The following is a 22,880-nucleotide window of genomic DNA, read 5'->3' on the forward strand; positions in this document are numbered from 1 at the left end:
TTTGTCATGGCCAATCTACAAAAAGAAAATATCAGCAAGATCACTCTCGTGACCCTGGTTGTTCTCATCTCCGGGGTCTTCCTCACCATGATCCATCAGTTTTTGATGGCAATTTTCATGGCAGGACTGTTCTCCGCAACCGTCAAACCTCTGCATATTAAGTTGACAGAGAAGCTTGGTGGCAGGGAGACTGTTGCCTCGATCCTCACGGTCTTTGCCATTGTCACCCTGGTACTCACCCCCCTTTCTCTGCTATTTACCATTGTCATCACCCAGGCAATTACCATTGGCCAATCAGTCACCCCCTGGGTGCAAAGCTTTATTCAGGAACCCACAATAGCCACAAGCTACCTTGAAAAGTTTCCATACTATCAGGAGATTCTCCCCTACAGGGATATCATCATCCAGAAAGCAGGAGAATTGGTTGGTACGGTCTCTTCTTTTTTAATCGACTCGGTTTCCGGTTTTACCAAGCTAACGATGAACGCCGTCTTTTCATCGATTATAATGCTCTATGTGATGTTCTACTTCCTCACCATGGGAGATGTGCTGCTTAAAAAAATCCTCTATTTCCTGCCTCTTGACGATCACAACGAACTGCGCCTTCTCAACAGATTCACCTCTGTAACAAGGGCCACCCTTAAGGGCACACTTATCATCGGCCTGCTCCAGGGATCCATATGTGGTGTGGCCTTTGCCATTGCCGGAATTGAAGGCCCGGTCTTCTGGGGCTCTCTTATGGCCGTAATGTCAATTGTTCCTGCTGTTGGAACTGCTATAATCTGGGGCCCTGCACTAGTGATATTGGCTCTGATGGGCAATTTTTCCGGTGTCATTATTCTTGCCATACTCTGCGGCGCTGTTGCCGGCAACCTCGACAACCTCGTTAGACCTCGACTCGTGGGCAAAGACACAGAGATGCACGATCTCTTTGTGCTCTTTGGAACCCTTGGAGGACTCTCGATGTTTGGCCTCCTCGGCATCATCATCGGCCCCATCGTTGCCGCTCTTTTTATTACAATCTGGGAAATATATGGGGATACCTTTAGTGACTACCTGCCAAAGGTCCGATCAATCCGCCCAGCCAGTGAAGCTCAACTACCAGCAGAAGATGAAGAGTAAAATCACTTCAATTCCTGAGATTCTTGTTTTTTATGACAGCTTTTCTGGAGTAAGGTACTAACTGATGCCATATATCCTTCTCATACTGACAACCCTTTTCTGGTCAGGAAATTTTGTTTTAAGCCGTGGGATGCACGCTGCGATTCCTCCCATGTCTCTCTCTTTCTGGCGCTGGACTGTCGCTTTACTTATCCTGAGTTGCTTTGGACTCCGTCATCTGATCGCAGAGCGTAAACTGATAGTCGAACATAAAAAATTTATTATTACCCAGGGAGTGTTTGGGGTCGCAGGCTTTAACAGCCTCATTTATTACGCAATTCAGACCACAACTGCCATCAATGCGGTGCTCGTCAACTCTTGTATACCCGTCATTATCGTGGTTATTTCCTGGCTGATGTACAATGACAAACTCAGTCCCAGGCAATTTTTTGGCGTCTGCCTCTCACTGAGCGGAGTTGTACTTATTATCTCCCAGGGCAAACTTTCAACGCTCATGGAACTGCATTTTAACAGGGGTGACGTTCTGGTTTTTATCGCTGCTATCTTCTGGGCCTTCTATTCAGCCAACCTTAAAAGGTACCCCAAAGGGTTGCATCCCTTTGCCTACCAGACCGGAATTGTCATTGTCGGCCTTACAGTAATAAGCCCGCTCTATATACTTGAACTCTATTCAGGCAAGAGTATGGTTATCTCCACTCATACTTTTATTACAATAGGCTATGTTGCGCTCTTTGCCTCGGTCCTCGCTTTTATTTTCTGGAACCGTGCTGTCACTATGCTGGGCGCTAATATTGCCGGGCCATTTATCCACCTCATGCCCGTTTTCAGTACAATACTCGCGGTACTTTTTTTAGGCGAAACACTTACAACCAATCACATCCAGGCCATCTGTCTCATCTTTAGCGGTATCCTCATGACCACCTTTATGGTGAAAAAAGACAAGGGATGAAACCTGTTCAAGGTTCACCCCTTTATAATCAGGACCTCTTGGAAAGATCGAAAAATTTCAGCTCGATTTTTTCACAAATTTAGTCAAAATCACAATGTGTTGTCCACTCACCTTCCCTTCAATATGCTCGGCATTGTCAGTCACAAGAGAAATCGATTTTACCAGGGTTCCTCTTTTCGCGGTAAAACCTCCACCCTTTACATTAAGATCTTTAATGAGGGTGACTGAATCCCCAGCACTAAGGGTTGTTCCGTTTGAATCACGATGTACCACACTATCACCGCCACCATCAGGCAAACCCGCTTTTGCCCAGGTCAGGACGTCGTCTTCAAGGTACATCATATCAAGCAGATCCTGGGGCCATCCTTTATCCGCTAAAAGAGTGAGCATCCTCCAGGCAAGTACCTGGACTGCAGGAACCTGACTCCACATGCTGTCATTGAGACAACGCCAGTGATTTTCATCAAGGGCCTCATTACTCTCAACCTGTTCAATACAGGTAGAACAGAGCAATAGTTCCGGTTCAGCACCAGCATTCTCTGGCCCCACGACATAGAGAGCTAAATTATCCTTTGCTGCACACAGCTCACAACTGCTATCACTTCGTTCTCGTAGTTGTTCTTCGTTATTCACACTCGTTTTCCTTTATTAAAGCTATTAAAATCTATAGAGTCTCCTGCAAATGGCTCAATTTACAATCCAGCCCATACTTAATGCAAACTTAATAAATACTTACACAACATAGCAAGACACATAACAACCACCACTAGCCTAAGCAGTGCCGGGTTAATTTTAAGAAGACATTTAGAACCAGCCCAGGCACCCATAACCTGGCCTAGCATCATGATAAGCCCAGCACTCCACATCACCTTTCCAACAATAAGAAAGATACAGAGGGAACCTATGTTAGTGGCAAAATTAAACGTTTTAGCAACAGCAGTGGCATCAACCAGACCTTTGGCCCGCAGAGAGACCCCCGCGAGGGCAAAAAAAGAGCCCGTTCCCGGACCAAACATACCATCATACCAACCAATGAGCGGCACAACCACTCTCTGATACGTCGATCTAGACAGCAATGGTTCTGTTCTCTTTGAGGCCATAAGGGGTGAGAGGATAAAATAGATGGCAATGAGCAGCAATACCAGCGGAATGACGAACACCAGAACCCTGGTATCAATAAACTGCACGGCAATGGTACCTGCAACCGATCCTAAAAATGCATAAAGCATCGGCATCCTCACATCCCGTAGGCGAACCGCCCTTGATCGCAGCATCATAAGAGTTGCTGTGGCTGTGCCCATTGTTCCCTGTAGCTTATTGGTACCAAGGGCCAAAAGTGGAGGTATTCCACTTATGATAAGAGCGGGCAGTACAATAAGCCCTCCACCTCCGGCAAGCGTATCCAAAAAGCCTGCTATAAAGGCTGCAAGAAACAAAAATGCAAGGACATCCATAGAAAGAATTGTTAGTTCCACTACACACCCCAGTGACTATTTGCCTAAAAAAAACTCCCCGCATATCGTAAGATAAGCGGGGAGAAAATACACAGTTCAAAGAATCTTGAACAATTACTCTTTCCAGTCGGGCCTGATATGAAGCTCTGTCAGCTGCTTTCTGGCAACTGATGCAGGGGCTTCAGTCAGTGGACAGGTCGCCTTCTGGGTCTTAGGAAAGGCGATGACATTACGAATAGAATCACTTCCGGTGATGATCATAAGCAGACGGTCAAGACCGAAGGCTAAACCACCATGGGGAGGTGCACCAAGCTCAAGGGCTTTAAGCAGGAAGCCAAACTTCTCATCCGCCTCTTCTTCACCAATTCCAAGAACATCCAAGACCTTAGCCTGAAGATCTTTCTGATGAATACGTATGGAGCCACCACCAATTTCAGTACCGTTAAGCACGAGATCGTAGGCACGGGAGTACACCTTGCCAGGATCAGTATCGAGCTTTTCAATATCCTCTTCTTTGGGCGCGGTAAACGGGTGATGCAGCGCCTGGTAGCGTTTATCCTTCTCGTCATACTCAACGAGAGGAAAGTCAGTTACCCAGGTGAATTTGAAATCATCTTTTTTCAGGAGGTCAAGGCGTCTTGCCAATTCAACACGCAACTCTGAAAGTACCTGAAAAACGACTTTTGAACTGTCTGCACCAAAAAAGAGGAGATCGCCTTCTTCTGCATCTGCTTCTTTTGTTATTGCTGCGCGTTCATCATCGGTGAAAAATTTGGCGATGGGTGACTGCCACTCTCCATCTGCCTTCATCTTAACCCAGGCAAGACCTTTAGCACCAAACTGGGTAACCCAGTCGGTGAGTACATCAAGTTCTTTTCTGGAAAAAGTCGCACATCCCTTTGCATTAATAGCGCGGACAGAACCGCCCTGATCGGCAATAGCGCGGAAAACCTTAAACCCACAATTTGCGGCAATTGAGGTAAGATCCACAAGCTCCATACCAAAACGAACATCGGGACGATCTGTTCCAAATCTCCTCATGGACTCATCAAAGGTGATGCGATCAAAAGGAGGAGTGAGGTCGATATCTAGAGTATCTTTAAAAAGACGTGCTATCATACCTTCGTTAAGAGCCATGATCTGCTCTTCGTCAACAAAGCTCAGCTCCATATCTATCTGGGTGAACTCTGGTTGTCTGTCTGCGCGAAGATCTTCATCACGGAAGCATTTAACAATCTGATAATACTTGTCCATTCCAGCGATCATCAGTAACTGCTTGAACAGTTGGGGAGACTGGGGCAAGGCATAGAACTTACCGGCATTAACACGGCTTGGCACCAGATAGTCACGGGCACCTTCAGGGGTAGACCGTGTGAGCATTGGAGTCTCAATATCGAGAAATCCAGCATCGTTGAGATAGTTACGCACGGTCATTACCGCCTTGTGACGCATAACGAGATTTGACGCCATCTCAGGTCTTCTAAGATCAAGATAGCGATACTGTAATCTTAGATTATCAGATATCTCTGTTTCTTCATCGAGTGGGAACGGAGGCGTTTCACTGGAATTCAGGATTCTCAGCTCGTCAACAAGTACTTCAATGGCACCCGTATTAAGCTTTGGATTCGCCATATCTCCTGGACGCGCTTCAACCTTACCTTTAACGGCAAGAACCCACTCACTGCGAATCTGATGCGCCTTTTCATGGACTTCAGGGTTTATTTCCGGATTAAACACTATCTGGGTGATACCATCGCGATCTCTTAGATCGATAAAAATTACACCTCCGTGGTCACGCCTGCGGAGTACCCAGCCCATCAGTGTTACTTCTTCACCGATATTTTCTTTACCGAGGTCATTACAAAAATGAGTCCGGCTTAATTTTCCCATTGATTCCATGATGTTTACGTATGTTGAATTTTCTCTCTGCTTATTGGTATCAGCACTCGCCCCAACCCATCAAGGCGACTTAAAGAACAGAGAATAAGTATATTAGTACCTTAGAAATTTATGTCTTGTTTTTTTAGAATAATTTCGTGAAGGTACTTATCCCGTTCACCGGGGTTGTTTTATCCGATTGCGGCAGTGACAGCTTCGACAGTGAGTGCAACATTTTGTTGCTCAGCGTCACGGTCCCGCATGTTTCTCAAAACACCGGACTCTGCTTCAAGTTCGGCATCGCCAATGATAAGAGTATGTTTTGCAAAGGCCTTATTGGCCTGTTTCATCTGGGCCTTAAGACTTCTACCTTCGTGATCCATGGCAACAGAAAAACCCTGTTTCCTGAGTCCATGTCCAAGGGCAAATCCAGTACGACTTCCAGCCTCACCAATTCCTGCTATAAAAAGATCAACGGTAGCAGGCTCTAATGCTGCCTGCTTCTGTTGAATAAGGAGGACAATTCTCTCCATTCCCATGGCAAAACCGATACCGGGACTGTCCTTAGGTCCACCGAGGGTCTCAACCAGACCGTCATATCGACCACCGGCAGCTACTGCGGCCTGAGCACCAAGATCTGCGGTGATAAATTCAAAGGTGGTTCGACAGTAATAATCAAGACCACGAACCATGAATTTATTAAGTGTAAACTCCACTCCAAGATCAGTCAGGTTACTTTGCACAGCATTAAAGTGATCGCTGCAATCCCCACAGAGATGCTCAAGGATAGAGGGGGCATCACCTATCTGTTCCCGGCAGGTTGGGACCTTACAGTCAAGGACACGTAGAGGATTGGTCTCACTTCTTCTCTTACAGTCACTGCATAGAGCATCGATACGTTCGTTAATATATTCTATCAGAACTGCTCGGTATCCAGGTCTGCACTTGGGGCAACCCAAAGAATTTATTTCAAGACTGACACCTATACCAAGCTCAGTAAACAGCATATCGCCCATGGCCATAAGTTCAGCATCAACCCTTGGGCTTTCTGAGCCCAGTACCTCGACATCAAGTTGATGGAACTGACGCAATCGGCCTTTCTGAGGACGCTCATGGCGAAACATGGGACCGATTGTAAATAATCGCTGAACCGGTTTCTGCACATAGAGACCATGTTCAATATAGGCACGCAACAGAGAAGCGGTCGCCTCAGGTCGCATGGTGACCTGCTTATCGACAAAGGTATACATCTCCTTTTCGACAATGTCAGTGGCTTCACCAATAGATCGTGCGAACAACTGCGTTTCTTCGAGAATCGGCATACGAATCTCAGAGAAATTAAACCTTTCAAATATGCCACGTGCTGTCTTTTCCAGGGACTGCCACAACTCAACGTCACCGGGAACGATATCTTTAAACCCTTTCAGGGCCTTGATCTTCAAACCTTTCTCCAATTTATATATATGAAATGAGACAATATTTTTAATCAAAAACCCTGAATTTAACCGCAATTATATGATTTTGTCAAGCAGGACACGATTTTTTACCTGCAACCAGCACTGACTAACGACGCCATAACAGCGAGATATCCCAACAAACACCTTACAACAGGCCATCTTGTGAGATTTAGAGAATTCTTGACAAACCGCCGGAAGAGATGCATTATCTCAACTCTATTGCTTTTATTATTTACTAACCCCGATAAACGGGATAAGTACCTTGTGAATTACTCGAAACAATGATTTTACCTCAACTCAGTTTCTCGGTGTCTACCCTACCCGTTTTTTATGACAGGTTTTCCTGAGTGAGGTACTAAGGAGTTGCATTTTTATGAAGTTACCCTCGCTTAACATAGCTAACCTTAAAGCTACTTTTCCACTCCTTCAGGGTGGGATGTCAATTCGTGTTTCCACCTCTTCACTGGCCATTCCGGTTGCAGAGGCTGGTGGCATAGGCATAATTGGTGGATCCGGTCTTCCACTAGAAGAGCTCCACGAAGACATTAAAAAGGCCAAAGCAGCAACGGATGGAATCATTGCTGTCAATATCATGTATGCCATGAAAGATTTCTACAATCTCGTCATGACTTCAGTTGATGCTGGCGTTGATATGATAGTCACCGGAGCCGGTTTTTCCCGTGATATTTTCAAAATCGGCAAGGAACATAACACCCCCATCGTCATGATCGTCAGCTCACCAGCACTTGCAAAGATGGCAGAAAAACTTGGCGCTGCTGCTGTGATTGTAGAGGCCAAAGAGGCCGGCGGTCACCTTGGCACAGACAAACCACTGCGCGAAATTTTCCCTGCAATTCGAAAAGCTATCAAAAAAATCCCGCTCATCGCTGCCGGCGGCATCACCAATGGCTATGAAATGGCCGAAATGATGGACAAGTACGGCGCAGACGGAGTACAGATTGCATCCAGGTTTGTCCTCAGTGAAGAGTGCGATGTGTCGGACAAGTATAAACAGGCATTTTTAGATGCCCAAAAAGAAGATATTGTTCTCACCTCATCCCCTGTGGGAATGCCGGGACGGGCCCTGAACAATCCATTTGTAAAGGGAATGAATGCTGGCGAAGATGTCAGCACCAAAAAATGCCCCCACCTCTGCCTGAAAAAGTGTAACCATCACTACTGCATTAACGAGCGGTTGATGCTAGCTAAAGAGGGAAACACTAAAGATGGGCTTATCTTTTCCGGTGAAAACACCTTTAAAATGGACAGCATCCTTCCAGTTGCTGAAATATTCAAGCGATTCAAAGAACAGGCTGAGTCTGTTTACCGAGAGGGCAAAGGCTTTAGCCCAGTCGTATAACAGCCCCCACAATGAATCAAGACACCACTCCAAACGAAGTGCAGGACACACTCGATGTGAACTGCACTCCCGTTATCATTACACCAGACCAGCATCCGATCACAAACAACATGATCGACAAGGACGCACTCTACGTCCTGCGTAAACTTAAAAATGCAGGTTTTGCCGGTTACCTTGTAGGTGGAGGAGTGCGTGATCTCTACTTAGGAAAAAAGCCCAAAGACTTTGATATCAGTACAGATGCAAGGCCAGGACAACTCCGGAAACTCTTCCCCCATAGCAATACCATCGGCAGACGCTTTCGTCTTGTTCAGATATTTTTCAAAGGTGGAAAAGCCATAGAGGTGAGTACACTCAGGTCTCTTTCCGAATTTGACATAGACGGACCGGAAGCTGTTCTTGCACCCAATAACACCTTCGGAACCCTTCATGAAGATGCGAGAAGAAGAGATTTGACCATTAACTCTCTTTTTTATGAGATCCAAAACCGTACAATCATAGACTATGTGGAGGGAAGTAAGGACCTTGACCGTTCGATTATTCGCATAGTGGGTGATCCGGATAAGCGGTTAAACCGCGACCCTGTCCGGATGCTTCGAGCTATTCGTCATGCGGCCCGCAACGATTTCAAAATCGACAAACTCAGCTGGCGTGCCATACGTGACAATGCACCTAAACTTACCCTTTGCCCGCCATCAAGACTCAGAGATGAGTTAATAAAAGACCTGTACAGCGAGGCTTCGGAGCCATGGTTCCACCTCGCCCTGGATTCAGGTCTATTTTACTCGCTGTTTCCGTTTTACAAAAAAATCTTTAGCCCTAAGAGCAAGGACAGTGAGACCCAGCGCGAACTCCTTGGAAAGCTATTTGGCGCAATTGACTCCCTTAATGGACTCTGCCAGGCCAACACTATCCACAGACAGCGAGATTTTTTTCACATCGGCCTTATCCTTGTGCCTTTTGCAGAATCCCGCTACCAGCTATACAGTACATACCGCAAGGGCGGCGCCCTGTTTCAACTGGCAAAGCAGATCCGCCAGGACATCGACCAGGGAATCGGCACCCATCTTAATCTAAGGAAATCATTACGCCAGGAAGTCGTCAATCTGCTGATTAACCTTGCTCAGCTCATTCACCAAGAGCATAATAATAACTGGCCAAAGTGGTTAAAAAAGAAGAGTTATTTCAAGAGAACAAAACTTTTTTACCAGTGTTACCAAAGTGCAGCAATGGGTATTCCCATTGAATTACAGCACATATCCAACAAACCGGTCCAGATACCTGTCTCCTCAGCACCCTCAGAATCCTCAGAATCCTCAGAATCCTCACTACCCTTAATTCCAGAGAATAGCACAACAGCCCCGGCCAGCTCCCCAAAACCTGTTATCTTAAAAAACACCAAAGGCGGCATCTTTGGCCTGCGCAAATAATATCTTTCAGAGGTCCTTTCAAATAACCACAAAATAGTCACACGCACATCCCGCACAACCCCACCCCGACCCGTTCAGATTGACAGGCATTCTCTGCAGGCTGCCACTCACCAAAACAAGCCCCCAGCCCAACAGCATGCACACCCACCCCAACATCTTTAAAATATTGTTGCTTTAGCAGGGTGATGGTGGTATTTTTACCAGACTTTTTGACTCATGTGGCGTTTTTGCACAAGCAAACCGCCGCTCTTACACTTTTTATTGACGCACTCTTTGCACAATGGCTGAAAAGATCCATTACAGGCAACCCGCTCAATTAAAGGGTTGTCCCAGCACCAACCACCCTAGTTCCAACAATTGCCCCCTCTGTTTCCGGGTAGAACCGGCATACCAATACAGCATTAAAACAGGTCACACCCCAGCAAAAGACAAAGAAGAATCTAAGCACAACCACCTGATAAGGCAGGAAATACACAAACAACAGCCTTCATCAACCCCATTTATTTGTCAAAAAAACATTGGTACCTTTTGGGCACCGCGCTATGTAACCCACAAAGCCCATGGGCTTTTTAATATTATGAGTAGTTTAGTTTTTTTTGTTTTCGGCACTGCACGTCGAACTAATCGCGCACTGGCGCACACTTGTTGTCACACAGCAATAGGAGGTTGATATGGCAGACACAGTTAAAAGTAATCTGGACCCGCAGCTTGATCGGCGCGGATTCCTTAAAGGCTGCACAATGGCTGCAGCTGCATTGGGATTATCCGATGCAATGATTCCCAAGCTGGTTGAAGCGGCTGCAACAGCAGAAAGGCCCAGAGTTATCTGGTTGCATTTTCAAGAATGTACTGGATGTACGGAAAGTTTACTCCGTTCCTCCCACCCTGATCTTGCCAGATTGATACTTGATGTCATCTCACTTGACTACCACGAAACCATCATGGCAGCAGCTGGTCATCAGGCAGAGCATAACCTGCATGACACAGTAGACAATCACCCATTCATTCTTGTTGTGGAAGGCGCAATCCCAACAAAAGACAATGGTATCTACTGCAAAATAGCTGGAAAAACGGCAATGGACATTCTGGCTGAAGTGGCTCCTAAGGCTTCTGCTATTATTGCAATTGGAACCTGTGCCACCTTTGGTGGAGTTCAGGCTGCTGCACCAAACCCAACCGGTGCTGTAGGCGTTCAGGATCTCGTCAGTGACAAGCCTATTGTGAACATTCCAGGCTGTCCGCCCAACCCAATATCCTTTCTTGGAACCATTCTCCACTATTTGACTTTCAAGAGACTGCCGGCTCTTGATAACCTCAACCGCCCACTATTTGCTTACGGTCGTAGGATACATGACCATTGCGAAAGACGTGCTCACTTTGACGAAGGTCGCTTTGTTGAAGAATTTGGCGATGAGTTCCATAAGCTTGGCTACTGCCTCTACAAGGTTGGCTGTAAGGGACCTGAGACATTCTCCAACTGCCCGGTCGTTCGTTTTAACGACGTAGATGTTTGGCCTGTAAGTGTTGGGCATGGTTGTATTGGCTGTACTGAGCCAGGGTTCTGGGACACTATGACTCCATTTTATGAGAGACTGCCAATGGTAAAAATCCCTGCTACAGGCATTGTTGAAAATGCTGATAAAGTTGGAAAAACTATTCTGGCTGCAACCGCTGCCGGTATCGGTATCCATGCTGCTGTAGGTATTGGTAAAAGTTTAATTAAAGGGAAGAAAAAAGAAGATACTGAAGCTTAATTGATTCACCCCTTTACACATTATCATTTGCATACGCTTACCGGTAAGGAGATGTAATACTCTCACACCTGGTAATCTAAATTTATATGGAGGTTTCACAAATGGCTCAAAGAATTACCATTGATCCGATCACCAGGATCGAAGGTCACCTAAGAGTAGACGTTGAAGTTGATGGTGGTCAGATCACCAAGGCCTGGTCTTCGGGACAGATGTACCGCGGCTTGGAAAACATTTTAAAAGGCCGCGATCCTCGGGATGCATGGCTTTTTGTTCAGCGTATCTGTGGTGTATGTACCACCGTTCACGCCCTTGCTTCTGTTCGCGCAGTTGAAGACGCACTTGGACTACAGATTCCACTCAACGCCCAGCTCGTGCGTAACATGGTTCAGTCCATTCATTGTCTGCAGGATCATATCGTCCACTTTTACGCACTGTCTGCACTTGACTGGGTTGATGTTGTTTCCGCCCTTGATGCTGACCCTGTAGCTACTGCAAAACTTGCTGATAGTCTTTCTGACTGGACTGGTAACAGCCCTAAGCGTTTTGCTGCAGTAAAAGATAAGGTCAAGACTCTGGTTGCAAGCGGCCAGCTTGGACCATTCAACAATGCATACTGGGGTCACTCAGCCATGAAACTGCCACCTGAGGCAAACCTCATGGCTGTATCTCATTACCTTGAAGCCCTTGATTACCAGCGTAAGGCAACTCAGGCTCTAGCGATCCTTGGTGGTAAAAACCCGCATGTTCAGAATCTTTCAGTTGGTGGTGTGACCACCAACCTCAACCCTGAAAACGAGACTGCAGTTACCATGGAACGTCTCTACTGGGTTAAGCAGCTTATCGAAGAGGTTCGTGACTTCGTTAAGATGGTATACATGACCGATGTCGTTGCAGTTGGCGCTCTCTACGCAGACTGGATTCCATACGGCGCTGGTGTCACTAACTACCTCGCAGCTCCTGATATGTTCCTCGATGCAGCAGCTACTAAAGCTGATCTTCCTGGCGGTACCGTCATGGGTGGCGACCTCAGCACCATCAAGAACATTGATATTCATGCTGATCCATACTTTAAGGAAAATGTGGAAGAGTCCATCGCAAGAGCCTGGTACGATGGAGACTGGTCCAAGCATCCTTGGGAATCATCCACTGATCCTAAGTACACTGACTTTGAAGATGAAGGCCGTTACACCTGGCTCAAGGCTCCACGCTTCCAGGGTAAACCAATGCAGGTTGGTCCTCTTGCCCAGATGGTTGTAGGTTATGCCCAGGGTCATGATATGACCGTTAAAAGTGTTGATGACTTCCTTGGCCGTGTCAGCTCAGTTGCTGGTGTTAAGGTTGGTCCTGAAATCCTCCATGGAACCATTGGTCGTCATGCAGCCCGTGCAGTTCGTGCCGGAATGATGGCTGATCTTGCGCTCAAGCATTGGGATCTACTCGTGAACAACATTGGCTCCGGTGACTATGAGATCTTCAACCCACCTGTATTTCCTAAGGGAGAGCAGCGCGGTGTTGGTGTCCATGAGGCTCCTCGCGGTCTCCTGTCACACTGGATCGTTATCCAGGATGGCAAGATCAAAAATTACCAGTGTGTTGTTCCTTCAACCTGGAATGCAGGTCCACGTGATGCAGAAGGACAGCTTGGGCCATACGAGGCTTCGCTTATGGGCAACCCTGTTGCTGATCCGGAAAGACCTCTTGAGGTACTGCGTACTATTCACTCATTTGACCCTTGTATTGCCTGTGCCGTCCACATGCTCGACCCTGAAGGGAAAGAAGTAGTTAAAGTAAAGGCGATGTAACGAGCTGTTTACAATAACTTCAATCTTTTCTTTTTGGTTCATACCAAAGGAGGTAACTAGAATGGCAACATTTGAAAAACAACAGTGCTGGAGCATACTACTCCGGCTGTTTCACTGGATGTTTGCTCTCTCTATTGTGTTTCTTGTAACCACGGGTTTTTACATCAACAATCCTTGGACCAACACCATGATAGAGGGCAGTGCAAGCTTCCCAATGGCGTATATGCGCTATATTCATTACATAGCAGCGTACACCTTTTCTGGTGCAGTGATGATCAGACTTTTTCTCTACTTTTTCGGTAATCCCCAGGAACGTATCTGGGACATCCTGCCGATCAACAAGAGAAATCTGAACAACCTGAAAATGACTTTGCTCCAATACAGCTACATCAGCGAAGAACATGATGAACGACTCGGCCACAACATCCTGGCCGGCTTGTCTTACCTGTTCACTTTCCTAGTGGCTGTAGTCATGATCATCAGCGGCTTTTTCATGCTCTTCCCTGAAATACCTTTCTGGGAAGGTTGGGGGCTTGCGCTTTTTGGCAGCCAGCAAGCTGCGCGTTACTTACATCACTTACTTATGTGGTGGTTTATGATATTTGTGATCATCCATCTGTATCTCTGCATATGGAATGACGCTAAATCACCTGAGGGATTAATTTCCTCTATATTTACCGGTGTCAAGTTTACCCACAAATCATAAGCAGTGTAGAGTCGAAATCCTCGTCCAGGGCACAGTCCAGGGCGTAGGATTTCGACCTTTTATCTACAACTTAGCCTTGCGCCTTAATATTGTCGGAAGTGTTATCAATACCGGTGCAGGCGTTCGCATCCATGCCCTGGGTGAGGAGTCCACTCTTCACACTTTTACCTGCGCAATCACTGAAGAAGCTCCACCTCTTGCCGTTATCGACTCCGTCGAGTCCAGACCCACACAAGAAGAGTTTAACACCTCGGAATTTTCTATTCTAACCAGCAATAACCAAAACATAGCAAACACCGCAATTCCACCAGATATTAACCTGTGCAGTGACTGCCTTTCAGAACTTTTCAATCCTGATAACAGAAGATTTCACTACCCATTTATCAACTGCACCAACTGCGGCCCCAGGTATACCATAATCAAAAGCATCCCATATGACAGAAAGGAAACCTCCATGCAGGTCTTCCCGATGTGTGAGGATTGCAACAGAGAATACAACGACCCAACCAACAGACGCTTTCACGCCCAGCCAAACGCCTGTCCAGTATGCGGCCCTAGCATTACCTTCCACAATTCAAAAGGAGTTCAGATAGAGTCCTTAGATGCAATTGAGGACGCAGTGCAAGGCATTGGTAGTGGTAAGATCATCGCAATTCGTGGACTTGGAGGCTTTCATCTCTGCGTTAACGGCTGTTCATATGATGCAGTGGCTCATTTACGCTCTAAAAAGAATAGACCCGACAAACCCCTTGCCATCATGGTAGCAAACCTTGAGACGGCACGGCAGCTCTGTCATGTTAGTGACAATGATGCGAAACTCTTGCAGTCATTTGAACACCCCATCGTTCTACTCAAACGTAATCAGGACAGCCTGCTTGCAAACAATATTGCGCCCTGCATAGAAGAACTTGGTGTCATGCTCCCCTACACGCCACTCCACCACCTTCTCTTTGCACATAAAGATTGCCCCAAAGCCCTGGTTATGACGTCAGGCAACATGAGTGGCACCCCGATCTGCACCAAAAATGACGAAGCTATCCAGCGACTCGGTCATCTTGCTGATAATTTTCTGCTCCATAATCGAGAGATCCTTACACGAGTTGACGACTCTGTTGTTAAAAATGTAGATGACCTGCAAATCATTTTAAGACGTGCACGGGGCTATGCTCCTGCAAAAATTAGTATCGACATGGAACTCCCCCAGATACTTGGTTGCGGGGCGGGGCTCAAAAACACCTTTAGTTTTTCTAAGGGAAGCAACATATTTCCCAGTCAATATATTGGAGATCTGGACAATCTGGAAACCACTGAGTTCTACCAGGAATCAATAGAACATTTACAACGGCTGTATCAGATCAAGCCCGAGGCTGTGGCCTGTGACCTCCATCCGGACTACCCCTCTACTCTCTATGCAAAAAGCTTAGGCCTTCCAGTCTATCCCGTTCAACACCATCACGCCCACGCAGTGGCCGTGATGGCAGAACACAGCCTCACTGAACCTGTTTTAGCCATAGTACTAGATGGCGTAGGCCTTGGAGGTGATGGAACGCTGTGGGGCGGCGAAATACTTAAGACGAGTTTGGTTGACTTTGAGCGACTGGGTCATCTCAGTCAACTACCTATGCCCGGTGGTGACGCAGCTGCCGCGGAACCATGGCGCATGGCAATCTCCGCACTCTATACAGTTTATGGTAAAGACGGGATAACAGCTGAGAAGTTACCAGCAACCCTCAAACACCTTGACCCTGCGACTGTCAATGTCATCAGCTCAATGCTTGAAAATGGTTTTAACTGCCCACTCACCTCAAGCTGCGGTAGACTTTTTGACAGTGTTGCCAGTCTTCTTGGCATCTGTCATAGTCTAAGCTATGAAGGCCAGGCGGCTATGGAACTGGAAGCATTGGCAAAAACCGCCAAATCTACCTATTGGCCAGAACTTGAAGCGCACAACCTGCCCATAAATAATGACCAAATCTTGCGTCGCAAGGACGGAAAGTGGGAGATTAGTTCAGCAGAATTTGTTAAACTGCTTCTGGATAGAGTGCAGCAAGAAAAGGATGTTGCGTCAATTGCGCTCGACTTTCACCTCATGCTTCTTACAAGTGTGAGTCAACTTATTGAGACCCTCTCCAAAGAGACAGGAATTCAACAGGTTGTGCTTTCTGGAGGCTGTATGCAAAACAGCCTGCTATTAGAAGGCTTTATGTATTTTCTTCAACAAAAAGGCCTGGAAGTTTTTACAGGAAACTGGCTGCCGATTAATGACGGTGCCATTTCCATAGGTCAGACAATTATAGGAGGTCTGCGTCATGTGTCTCGCAATTCCGATGAAAGTAACCGCCGTTCAGGGTGATCCTGACGATTTCACCACTAATCAAATTGCAACCGTTGATGCGGATGGTATTAGTCGGGACGTTAGACTAGATATCATCGATTACTGGCCAGCAGTTGGCGACTACGTCATTATCCATGCTGGTTTTGCCATTCATTCTCTCGTTGAGGAAGAGGCTCTGAAAAATATTGCTCTTCTTCGAGAACTCGCAGAAAACACCCCAAATGAGCTGCTTTCTTAGAGGGAACGAATGAAACACCTTGATGAATACCGCGACAGCACTCTTGCTCTGCCCCTGGTTGAAGAGCTGAAAAAAGCTGTTACGAAACCTCTTACTGTCATGGAGGTGTGCGGTTCCCACACCATGGCCATCTTCCGTAACGGTCTGCGTTCTATTCTGCCCGATGGCATGAAGCTTGTTTCCGGCCCCGGCTGCCCTGTCTGCGTAACGTCTGCATCCCATATGGATGCCTTTATCGCCATGGCCGATATCCCCGGAGTACACGTCACGATCTTTGGCGACCTTTTCAGGGTCCCTGGAAGTGCAGGTTCCCTTGCTGAAGCTAGCTCACGGGGTGCTAAAGTGGACATTGTCTACTCCCCCATGGACGCTCTTGAGATTGCAAAAAACAACCCGGATGAGCTTGTAGTGTTTTTAGGCGTTGGCTTTGAAACCACAACTCCTGGAATTGCAGCCACAATACTTGCCGCCAAAAATCAAAATGTAGACAACTTCTGTGTTTTTGCGACCCAGAAGACCATGCCCGCCCCCATGGAGGCACTCCTTAACGACCCAAGCCTTAAGATTGACGGGCTGCTCTGCCCTGGCCACGTCTCATCCATTATTGGTGCAGGAGCCTGGGAACCAATGGCAAAGCAATATGACCTTGCCTGCGTTGTCGGAGGCTTTGAGACCGCCGATCTGCTTAAAGCACTCATCCTTCTTGCACGACAGGTCGGATCAGGGGAAATCAAAGTTGAAAATGTCTACCCCCGTGCAGTTGCATGGGAAGGTAACGCCAGGGCAAACAATATGGTCACAGAGATATTTGAGCCTGTTGACATGGATTGGAGAGGCCTGGGCTCAATCCCCAAAAGCGGTTTAAAGATTCGAGAAAAATATAAGGAATTTGACGCAGAGTTCCGCCTCGACATTTCTCTACCTGAATCAAAGGAACCTAAGGGTTGCCTCTGTGGTGAGATCCTCAAAGGCAAACAGACACCAAATGAGTGTCCACTTTTTGATAGTCGCTGCACTCCAGCAACCCCTATCGGCCCATGCATGGTCTCCAGCGAAGGAACCTGCGCCGCCTACCATAAATACGGCAGGGACCTATAGACAGATATCACTGATGCAATTTTTCTTAAGACTCCCCACGAACTCCCATAGAGGTTTTCTCTCATATGTCAGATAAAATGATATTGCTTGACCACGGTAGCGGAGGCCTTGCAAGCCAGGAACTGATCAGCGACCTGTTCCTAAAGCACCTTGATAATCCCATACTTAACTCCCTTGAAGACAGTGCCATTCTTGAAAACAATGGAGGTAGGATTGCTTTTACAACAGATAGTTATGTGGTGGACCCGATATTTTTTCCAGGTGGCGACATCGGAAAACTTGCCGTCCATGGCACCATTAACGATCTCGCCATGCGAGGTGCCCAGCCCCACGCCTTGAGCCTTGGCCTCATTTTAGAAGAAGGACTGCTCTTAGATGATTTAGAAAGGGTTATCATCTCCATTGCCGAGGCCTGCAAAGAAGCCGGCGTCTATATCGTCACAGGTGACACCAAGGTTGTACCCAGGGGCAAGGGAGATAAGATCTTTATCAACACCTCTGGCATCGGCTTTGTCCCTGACGGCATCGATATTTCTTCAAAATATGCAAAAGAAGGTGACGCGGTCATTTTATCGGGCACCATGGGGGACCACGGCATTACCATCATGACCAGAAGAGCTGGTATAGCCGTTCAAGGAGACCTTCAAAGTGACACCATGGCTCTGCATAAACTTGTGGAGAAACTCCTTACAGAATTGCCTGGTTCAGTACACACCCTTCGTGATCCTACCCGGGGAGGCGTTGCTTCTACACTCAATGAAATCGCAGAAAACAGCGGCCTCTCCATAGAACTCGATGATCAGGCTCTACCGGTGCGCCCACAGGTCAATGCGGCATGTGAGCTGCTCGGTCTCGAGCCACTCTACCTTGCCAATGAAGGAAAGTGTCTCGTCATAGTGGCTGGTGACAAGGCTGAAGAAGCCCTGAAAATTATGCAGGCCACGGGTGAAGGTAAAGAAGCCGCAATAATTGGAAAGTTGGTCGCCGGAAAAGCCGGAAGAGTCATCATAAATACACCGGTTGGAGGCGCCAGGGTTGTCACTCCCCTGCACGGTATGCCCCTGCCCAGAATATGTTAAGGTACACAACATGACTGAAGAAAAAAGAATTGGTATTGCCGGTATTGGTAACTACATCCTCATGGATGAAGGTTTTGGAGTTCACGTTGTACACTACCTCCAGGAAAACTATGATTTCCCTGATAATGTAGACATTCAAGATGTTGGTACAGCCGGCATTTTCATGGCTCCTTTTTTTGAAGAATGCGACCCGGTTTTTGTCATCGATGTTGTCGATATCGATGGCGAGCCCGGCTCCTTTCACTACTTTGATATCAACGACGTAAAGGCTGGAAATTTCCAGTTACGGATGTCACCCCATCAACTTGGATTGCTCGAGATACTGGAAGTCTCAAAACTCCGAGGAGCCATGCCCGGTGACATTGAGTTTTACACGGTCATCCCAAAGACTCTTGAAGAGGGCATTGAGCTCTCTGAGGTGGTCGAAGCACGAAAAGTTGAAGTCGCAGAAATGATCCTTGGCAGGTTGACTGACCTCGGGGTTACCTATACTAAAAAACAATAGCTGGATCTACCATGCACGAGATATCGCTTGTACAGGGACTTTTTCAGCAACTAAAAGACCTGGCCGGAGAAAACAAGGCCACCCAAATAACATCTGTGACCATGGAAATCGGTCCGCTCTGCGGGGTTGTACTTGATTCATTTCAGTTTGGTTTTGAAATTCTTTCAGCCGATGACCCGATGTTTAAAGGTGCCAAACTCATCGTCAAGATTCCCGATGTTGAGTATAAATGCACAGACTGCGGACATATTGAAGTCATCGCAGGCCCGCGCCCTGAAGAGTGCCCAAAATGCGGCGACCTGCTTCTTATCCCAACCGGGGGAGAAGACCTGATATTGCTCCAGGTGGAAATGGAATAGATTGCTTCGTTTAAATTTTTACAGTGCATAGAGCATTGCAGTACTGTTGCTCTGTCACTTTACCCTGATATACTTGAAGATTTGCTACTAATCATATTAATGAGGTTGAACAATGTGTGATACATGCGGTTGCCCAAGCCCTTCTGACCATTCTCACGATCACTCCCATGATCATAGCCACAGCAAGCCAAAGATTGTTGACGTACACGCAAGTCTATTTGCAGCAAATGATGCCTTGGCAAAGGTCAACAAAGACCATTTTGATGAAATAGGTGCTGTTGCCCTTAATCTCATCAGCAGCCCAGGTTCGGGGAAAACAACTCTTCTAGAGCACACCATTGATGCACTCAAGGGAGAAATTAATATCGGGGTAATCGAGGGCGACATTGAAACAGAGCGCGATGCAGAACGCATCCGGGCTAAAGGTGTACCTGTTATCCAGCTCACAACGGGCGGCGCCTGCCACCTTGACGCGGCCATGACCCACAAAGGTTTTCACAGACTTCAACAAGAGCCGGGCGGGGATAATATCGACCTTCTCTTTATTGAAAACGTTGGCAACCTGGTCTGCCCTTCCACCTTTGATCTTGGTGAGCACGAGCGTGTGGTTTTTGTCTCTGTACCTGAGGGACCGGATAAGCCGTCTAAATACCCAAAGGCTTTCAGTACATCACAAACCTTTGTTATCACCAAAACAGATCTGTTGCCGCATTTTGATTTTCCAGTACCCGACGCGAGAGGCGACGCCCTGAAAATTAATCCAAATCTTCGCACCATGGAGCTTGCCTCCACTACTGGTGAAGGTATGGACAAATGGCTGGACTATCTGCGAGAACTTGTTGCAGCAATGAAGGCTAAGAAAAATGCGTAAGCCATAGTCCCAAAGCAGTAACGAAAAAAGCCCCTTGATTCGTCATGAATCAAGGGGCTTTTTTTATTGAGTAATACTGGTAATACTAATGTAAAGCATTTGCTACGCAGTATGGCTCTGGAAGTAGATCGATCTTCTTGCGATCCTATTACTTATTTTCTTCTTCAGCCTGAGCCTGTACCGCTGTAATGGCAACGGTGTTCACAATATCAGCCACCAGACAACCACGACTCAGATCATTTACTGGAGCACGGAGTCCCTGTAGAATTGGGCCTACAGCTACAGCACCTGCAGATCTCTGTACCGCCTTATAAGTGTTATTTCCTGTATTAAGATCAGGGAAAACAAAGACCGTGGCCTTACCGGCAACCTTGCTGTTTGGCATCTTAGTCGCAGCAACACCTGGATCTACTGCCGCATCGTACTGAATAGGACCTTCAATCTCAAGGCCTGGATACATTGTCTTGGCTCGTTCTTTTGCCATTTCAGTTGCAGCGCGAACCTTTTCTACCTGCTGGCCTTTTCCAGAACTTCCAGAAGAGTAGGAAAGAAGGGCTACAAGTGGATCAATTCCAAAGAGTGCAGCTGTCTGGGCTGAACTAATCGCAATCTCGGCTAGCATCTCAGCAGTAGGGTCAGGATTTACAGCACAATCACCATAGGCCAGAACACGATCATTGAGACACATGAGAAAGACTGAAGAAACAATAGAACAGCCAGGCTTGGTCTTAATAAACTGAAAAGCTGGTCGAATGGTATCTGCTGTAGTGTGAACAGCACCGGAAACCATGCCATCAACATGTCCCTTGTAAATCATCATGGTGCCAAAGAAGTTCAGGTCTGTCATAACATCCCTGGCAACATCCTTCGTTATACCTTTAGCCTTACGCAGTTCATAGTATGTTTCTGAGTAGTCCTCAAATTCGTCAGCGCCACGTGGGTCAATAATCCGTGCCTTTTCCAAATGAAGCCCGAGGCTTTTTACTCTCTCACTGATTTTTTCTTCATTCCCTAGAAGAGTAAGGTCAACAACGTCCCGGCGAAGTAAAACTTCCGCAGCCTGTAGTACGCGATCGTTCTCACCCTCAGGCAGAACAATGTGTTTCTTGTTAGAACGAGCCCGTTGTAGCAGTTGCGACTCAAACATTTTAGGTGTGACAATTGTGGTCTTGGTCTTGATAATTTTATCACTGAGCGCTTCCATATCAATATGACGCTCAAAAACGGCGAGGGCGTGGGTGATCTTTCTGGTATTGTCAGGGGTGATGGCTGCGTGAATTTTCTCTACCCTGATCGCCGCCTCAAAGGTGTTTTCATTAACTGCAATAATGGGCACCGTATTATGAAAACCTTCTATCACTTTTTGAATAGGTTCTTCGGGAACGAGACCACCTGTGAGCATGATGCCCGAGATATTTGGCATTGTTGCAGACTCAACGGCTGCAAGAGAGGCAAGCACAACATCAGAACGATCACCAGGAGTAATCACTAAAGTACCGTATTCAATTCGATCAAGCAGATTACGCAACTGCATGGCCGCAATGGTAAAGCTACGAACATGGCGGGTCAGATTATCTTCACCGTAGAGGATCTCGGCATTAAGCAGTCGTGCAACTTCCCCCACAGAAGGGTTACCAAGATTTTCATTATTGGGAATCACATAAAAATGCTGGGCACCATTTCCGATCTTTTCTTCAGCTAACCGCTCTTGAATACGATCCACCATTAAAGGATCTGCACGGTTAACTATGGTACCTACAACATCACAACTCCTCTCCTGCAATGATTCGTAGTACACCTTGATGGATCGAACCAACTCATCTGTGGACTTCATCCGGCCACCTGCAACAAGCATTACCGGGCATCCAAGGTTATTGCTAATCTCTACGTTGAGATCGAAATCAAATGAAGCGCTGGCACCTTCAAGCTCAATTCCTTCACAGAGAACAAAGTCAGCCTTAGCTGAAAGAGCATTAAATTTTGCCAAGATGCCTTCATGAAGCTCTTCTGTTCGCCCCATGGAGATCATCTGGTTCGCCTCTGTTACCGTATAGGCGTACATCTCATCACAGTCGTAGCAAAGATGATAATGGTGCTTGATCAAACTAATGGTATTATCAATCCCCGCATGCCGGTCGTCTATGTCAACAAGAGGCCTGAAAAACGCAACCTTTTTGATATTTCTGGTCAACAACTCCATTAAACCAAGAATAACTGCAGATTTACCGGTACGCGGTTCTGTTCCCGCAACATATAGTTTATTAGCCATGATCTTCTCTTTCCATACTCCTGCGTAGATAGGAGGGACAACCTCCCTGTAACCTCAACTTCACAACGTTAATTATACAATACCTCTTAGGACACTTGTCAACTTGGGGCGTAAAAAAAATGCGAGTATACCCAAGTCCCATCGTTATTTCTACAAAATATCATTGATTTTTTAGGCATTTTTTCTTCATATCTCAAGGTCTGCCAGTAATCCA

Annotated in this window: 19 protein-coding genes; 14 read left to right on the forward strand and 5 right to left on the reverse strand. The window is 46.7% G+C overall.

Translation table 11 applies throughout. The annotated features are described in order from the left end of the window. The first annotated feature begins 6 nt into the window (after window positions 1-6). The gene (locus tag ACX6CI_RS17120) at window positions 7-1,122 is read left to right on the forward strand and encodes an AI-2E family transporter (RefSeq protein ID WP_458774869.1); all 1,116 of its coding nucleotides are present in this window, start codon (window positions 7-9) and stop codon (window positions 1,120-1,122) included. A 64-nt stretch (window positions 1,123-1,186) separates the two neighbouring features. Beyond that, the gene (locus tag ACX6CI_RS17125) at window positions 1,187-2,071 is read left to right on the forward strand and encodes a DMT family transporter (protein ID WP_458774870.1); all 885 of its coding nucleotides are present in this window, start codon (window positions 1,187-1,189) and stop codon (window positions 2,069-2,071) included. A gap of 57 nt (window positions 2,072-2,128) precedes the next feature. On the opposite strand, the gene ACX6CI_RS17130 is transcribed toward ACX6CI_RS17125, so the two are convergent. The 4 genes from ACX6CI_RS17130 to hisS all read right to left on the reverse strand — a co-directional run bounded on the left by ACX6CI_RS17130 (window position 2,129) and on the right by hisS (window position 6,845). Next, window positions 2,129-2,704: a PhnA domain-containing protein gene (locus ACX6CI_RS17130; RefSeq protein WP_458774871.1), complete on the reverse strand. Its 576-nt coding sequence runs from the start codon at window positions 2,702-2,704 to the stop codon at window positions 2,129-2,131. A gap of 77 nt (window positions 2,705-2,781) precedes the next feature. Beyond that, window positions 2,782-3,546 (reverse strand): TSUP family transporter, encoded by a 765-nt coding sequence (locus ACX6CI_RS17135; protein ID WP_458774872.1) that lies wholly within the window; start codon window positions 3,544-3,546, stop codon window positions 2,782-2,784. 93 nt (window positions 3,547-3,639) lie between these two features. Continuing rightward, the gene (gene aspS, locus ACX6CI_RS17140) at window positions 3,640-5,424 is read right to left on the reverse strand and encodes an aspartate--tRNA ligase (protein ID WP_458774873.1); all 1,785 of its coding nucleotides are present in this window, start codon (window positions 5,422-5,424) and stop codon (window positions 3,640-3,642) included. 170 nt (window positions 5,425-5,594) lie between these two features. Next, on the reverse strand, window positions 5,595-6,845 hold the full coding sequence (gene hisS, locus ACX6CI_RS17145; RefSeq protein ID WP_458774874.1) for a histidine--tRNA ligase: 1,251 nt from the start codon (window positions 6,843-6,845) through the stop codon (window positions 5,595-5,597). A 388-nt stretch (window positions 6,846-7,233) separates the two neighbouring features. Here hisS and ACX6CI_RS17150 point away from each other — a divergent pair, with 388 nt between their 5' ends. From ACX6CI_RS17150 to hypB, 12 genes are all read left to right on the forward strand, one after another. Beyond that, window positions 7,234-8,220: an NAD(P)H-dependent flavin oxidoreductase gene (locus ACX6CI_RS17150; RefSeq protein WP_458774875.1), complete on the forward strand. Its 987-nt coding sequence runs from the start codon at window positions 7,234-7,236 to the stop codon at window positions 8,218-8,220. Window positions 8,221-8,231: 11 nt separating this feature from the next. Continuing rightward, a complete protein-coding gene (locus tag ACX6CI_RS17155) occupies window positions 8,232-9,650 on the forward strand; it encodes a polya polymerase (protein ID WP_458774876.1) in 1,419 nt (472 codons plus the stop codon). A 671-nt stretch (window positions 9,651-10,321) separates the two neighbouring features. Continuing rightward, entirely contained in the window at window positions 10,322-11,404 is a 1,083-nt protein-coding gene (locus ACX6CI_RS17160; RefSeq protein WP_458774877.1) for a hydrogenase small subunit, read from the forward strand. Between the two features lie 101 nt (window positions 11,405-11,505). Continuing rightward, window positions 11,506-13,206, forward strand: a complete 1,701-nt coding sequence (locus tag ACX6CI_RS17165; RefSeq protein WP_458774878.1) for a nickel-dependent hydrogenase large subunit — start codon at window positions 11,506-11,508, stop codon at window positions 13,204-13,206. 61 nt (window positions 13,207-13,267) lie between these two features. Further along, window positions 13,268-13,912, forward strand: a complete 645-nt coding sequence (cybH, locus tag ACX6CI_RS17170; protein WP_458774879.1) for a Ni/Fe-hydrogenase, b-type cytochrome subunit — start codon at window positions 13,268-13,270, stop codon at window positions 13,910-13,912. After that, a complete protein-coding gene (hypF, locus tag ACX6CI_RS17175) occupies window positions 13,887-16,265 on the forward strand; it encodes a carbamoyltransferase HypF (protein WP_458774880.1) in 2,379 nt (792 codons plus the stop codon). Before cybH ends, hypF begins: the two co-directional genes overlap by 26 nt. Continuing rightward, window positions 16,222-16,485: a HypC/HybG/HupF family hydrogenase formation chaperone gene (locus ACX6CI_RS17180; protein ID WP_458774881.1), complete on the forward strand. Its 264-nt coding sequence runs from the start codon at window positions 16,222-16,224 to the stop codon at window positions 16,483-16,485. Before hypF ends, ACX6CI_RS17180 begins: the two co-directional genes overlap by 44 nt. A gap of 9 nt (window positions 16,486-16,494) precedes the next feature. Continuing rightward, window positions 16,495-17,583, forward strand: coding sequence for a hydrogenase formation protein HypD (gene hypD, locus ACX6CI_RS17185; protein WP_458774882.1), 1,089 nt, complete (start codon window positions 16,495-16,497; stop codon window positions 17,581-17,583). Window positions 17,584-17,648: 65 nt separating this feature from the next. Then, a complete protein-coding gene (hypE, locus tag ACX6CI_RS17190; RefSeq protein ID WP_458774883.1) occupies window positions 17,649-18,662 on the forward strand; it encodes a hydrogenase expression/formation protein HypE in 1,014 nt (337 codons plus the stop codon). A gap of 10 nt (window positions 18,663-18,672) precedes the next feature. After that, complete coding sequence (locus ACX6CI_RS17195; RefSeq protein WP_458774884.1) at window positions 18,673-19,167, forward strand: HyaD/HybD family hydrogenase maturation endopeptidase; 495 nt, start codon at window positions 18,673-18,675, stop codon at window positions 19,165-19,167. 11 nt (window positions 19,168-19,178) lie between these two features. Next, window positions 19,179-19,526: a hydrogenase maturation nickel metallochaperone HypA/HybF gene (locus ACX6CI_RS17200; RefSeq protein ID WP_458774885.1), complete on the forward strand. Its 348-nt coding sequence runs from the start codon at window positions 19,179-19,181 to the stop codon at window positions 19,524-19,526. Between the two features lie 112 nt (window positions 19,527-19,638). Further along, window positions 19,639-20,397, forward strand: coding sequence for a hydrogenase nickel incorporation protein HypB (hypB, locus tag ACX6CI_RS17205; protein WP_458774886.1), 759 nt, complete (start codon window positions 19,639-19,641; stop codon window positions 20,395-20,397). A gap of 148 nt (window positions 20,398-20,545) precedes the next feature. On the opposite strand, the gene pta is transcribed toward hypB, so the two are convergent. Then, window positions 20,546-22,666 (reverse strand): phosphate acetyltransferase, encoded by a 2,121-nt coding sequence (pta, locus tag ACX6CI_RS17210; protein WP_458774887.1) that lies wholly within the window; start codon window positions 22,664-22,666, stop codon window positions 20,546-20,548. Between the last annotated feature and the right edge of the window lie 214 nt (window positions 22,667-22,880).

The sequence above is a fragment of the Desulforhopalus glucosivorans genome (assembly GCF_054397165.1).

Excerpts from the sequence above, each read along its gene's own strand:
- ACX6CI_RS17120 (WP_458774869.1), top strand. The coding sequence starts at position 7 with ATGGCCAATCTACAAAAAGAAAATATCAGCAAGATCACTCTCGTGACC.
- ACX6CI_RS17125 (WP_458774870.1), top strand. The coding sequence starts at position 1,187 with ATGCCATATATCCTTCTCATACTGACAACCCTTTTCTGGTCAGGAAAT.
- aspS (WP_458774873.1), bottom strand. The coding sequence starts at position 5,424 with ATGGAATCAATGGGAAAATTAAGCCGGACTCATTTTTGTAATGACCTC.
- ACX6CI_RS17150 (WP_458774875.1), top strand. The coding sequence starts at position 7,234 with ATGAAGTTACCCTCGCTTAACATAGCTAACCTTAAAGCTACTTTTCCA.
- ACX6CI_RS17155 (WP_458774876.1), top strand. The coding sequence starts at position 8,232 with ATGAATCAAGACACCACTCCAAACGAAGTGCAGGACACACTCGATGTG.
- ACX6CI_RS17160 (WP_458774877.1), top strand. The coding sequence starts at position 10,322 with ATGGCAGACACAGTTAAAAGTAATCTGGACCCGCAGCTTGATCGGCGC.
- ACX6CI_RS17165 (WP_458774878.1), top strand. The coding sequence starts at position 11,506 with ATGGCTCAAAGAATTACCATTGATCCGATCACCAGGATCGAAGGTCAC.
- cybH (WP_458774879.1), top strand. The coding sequence starts at position 13,268 with ATGGCAACATTTGAAAAACAACAGTGCTGGAGCATACTACTCCGGCTG.
- ACX6CI_RS17180 (WP_458774881.1), top strand. The coding sequence starts at position 16,222 with ATGTGTCTCGCAATTCCGATGAAAGTAACCGCCGTTCAGGGTGATCCT.
- hypD (WP_458774882.1), top strand. The coding sequence starts at position 16,495 with ATGAAACACCTTGATGAATACCGCGACAGCACTCTTGCTCTGCCCCTG.
- hypE (WP_458774883.1), top strand. The coding sequence starts at position 17,649 with ATGTCAGATAAAATGATATTGCTTGACCACGGTAGCGGAGGCCTTGCA.
- ACX6CI_RS17195 (WP_458774884.1), top strand. The coding sequence starts at position 18,673 with ATGACTGAAGAAAAAAGAATTGGTATTGCCGGTATTGGTAACTACATC.
- ACX6CI_RS17200 (WP_458774885.1), top strand. The coding sequence starts at position 19,179 with ATGCACGAGATATCGCTTGTACAGGGACTTTTTCAGCAACTAAAAGAC.
- hypB (WP_458774886.1), top strand. The coding sequence starts at position 19,639 with ATGTGTGATACATGCGGTTGCCCAAGCCCTTCTGACCATTCTCACGAT.
- pta (WP_458774887.1), bottom strand. The coding sequence starts at position 22,666 with ATGGCTAATAAACTATATGTTGCGGGAACAGAACCGCGTACCGGTAAA.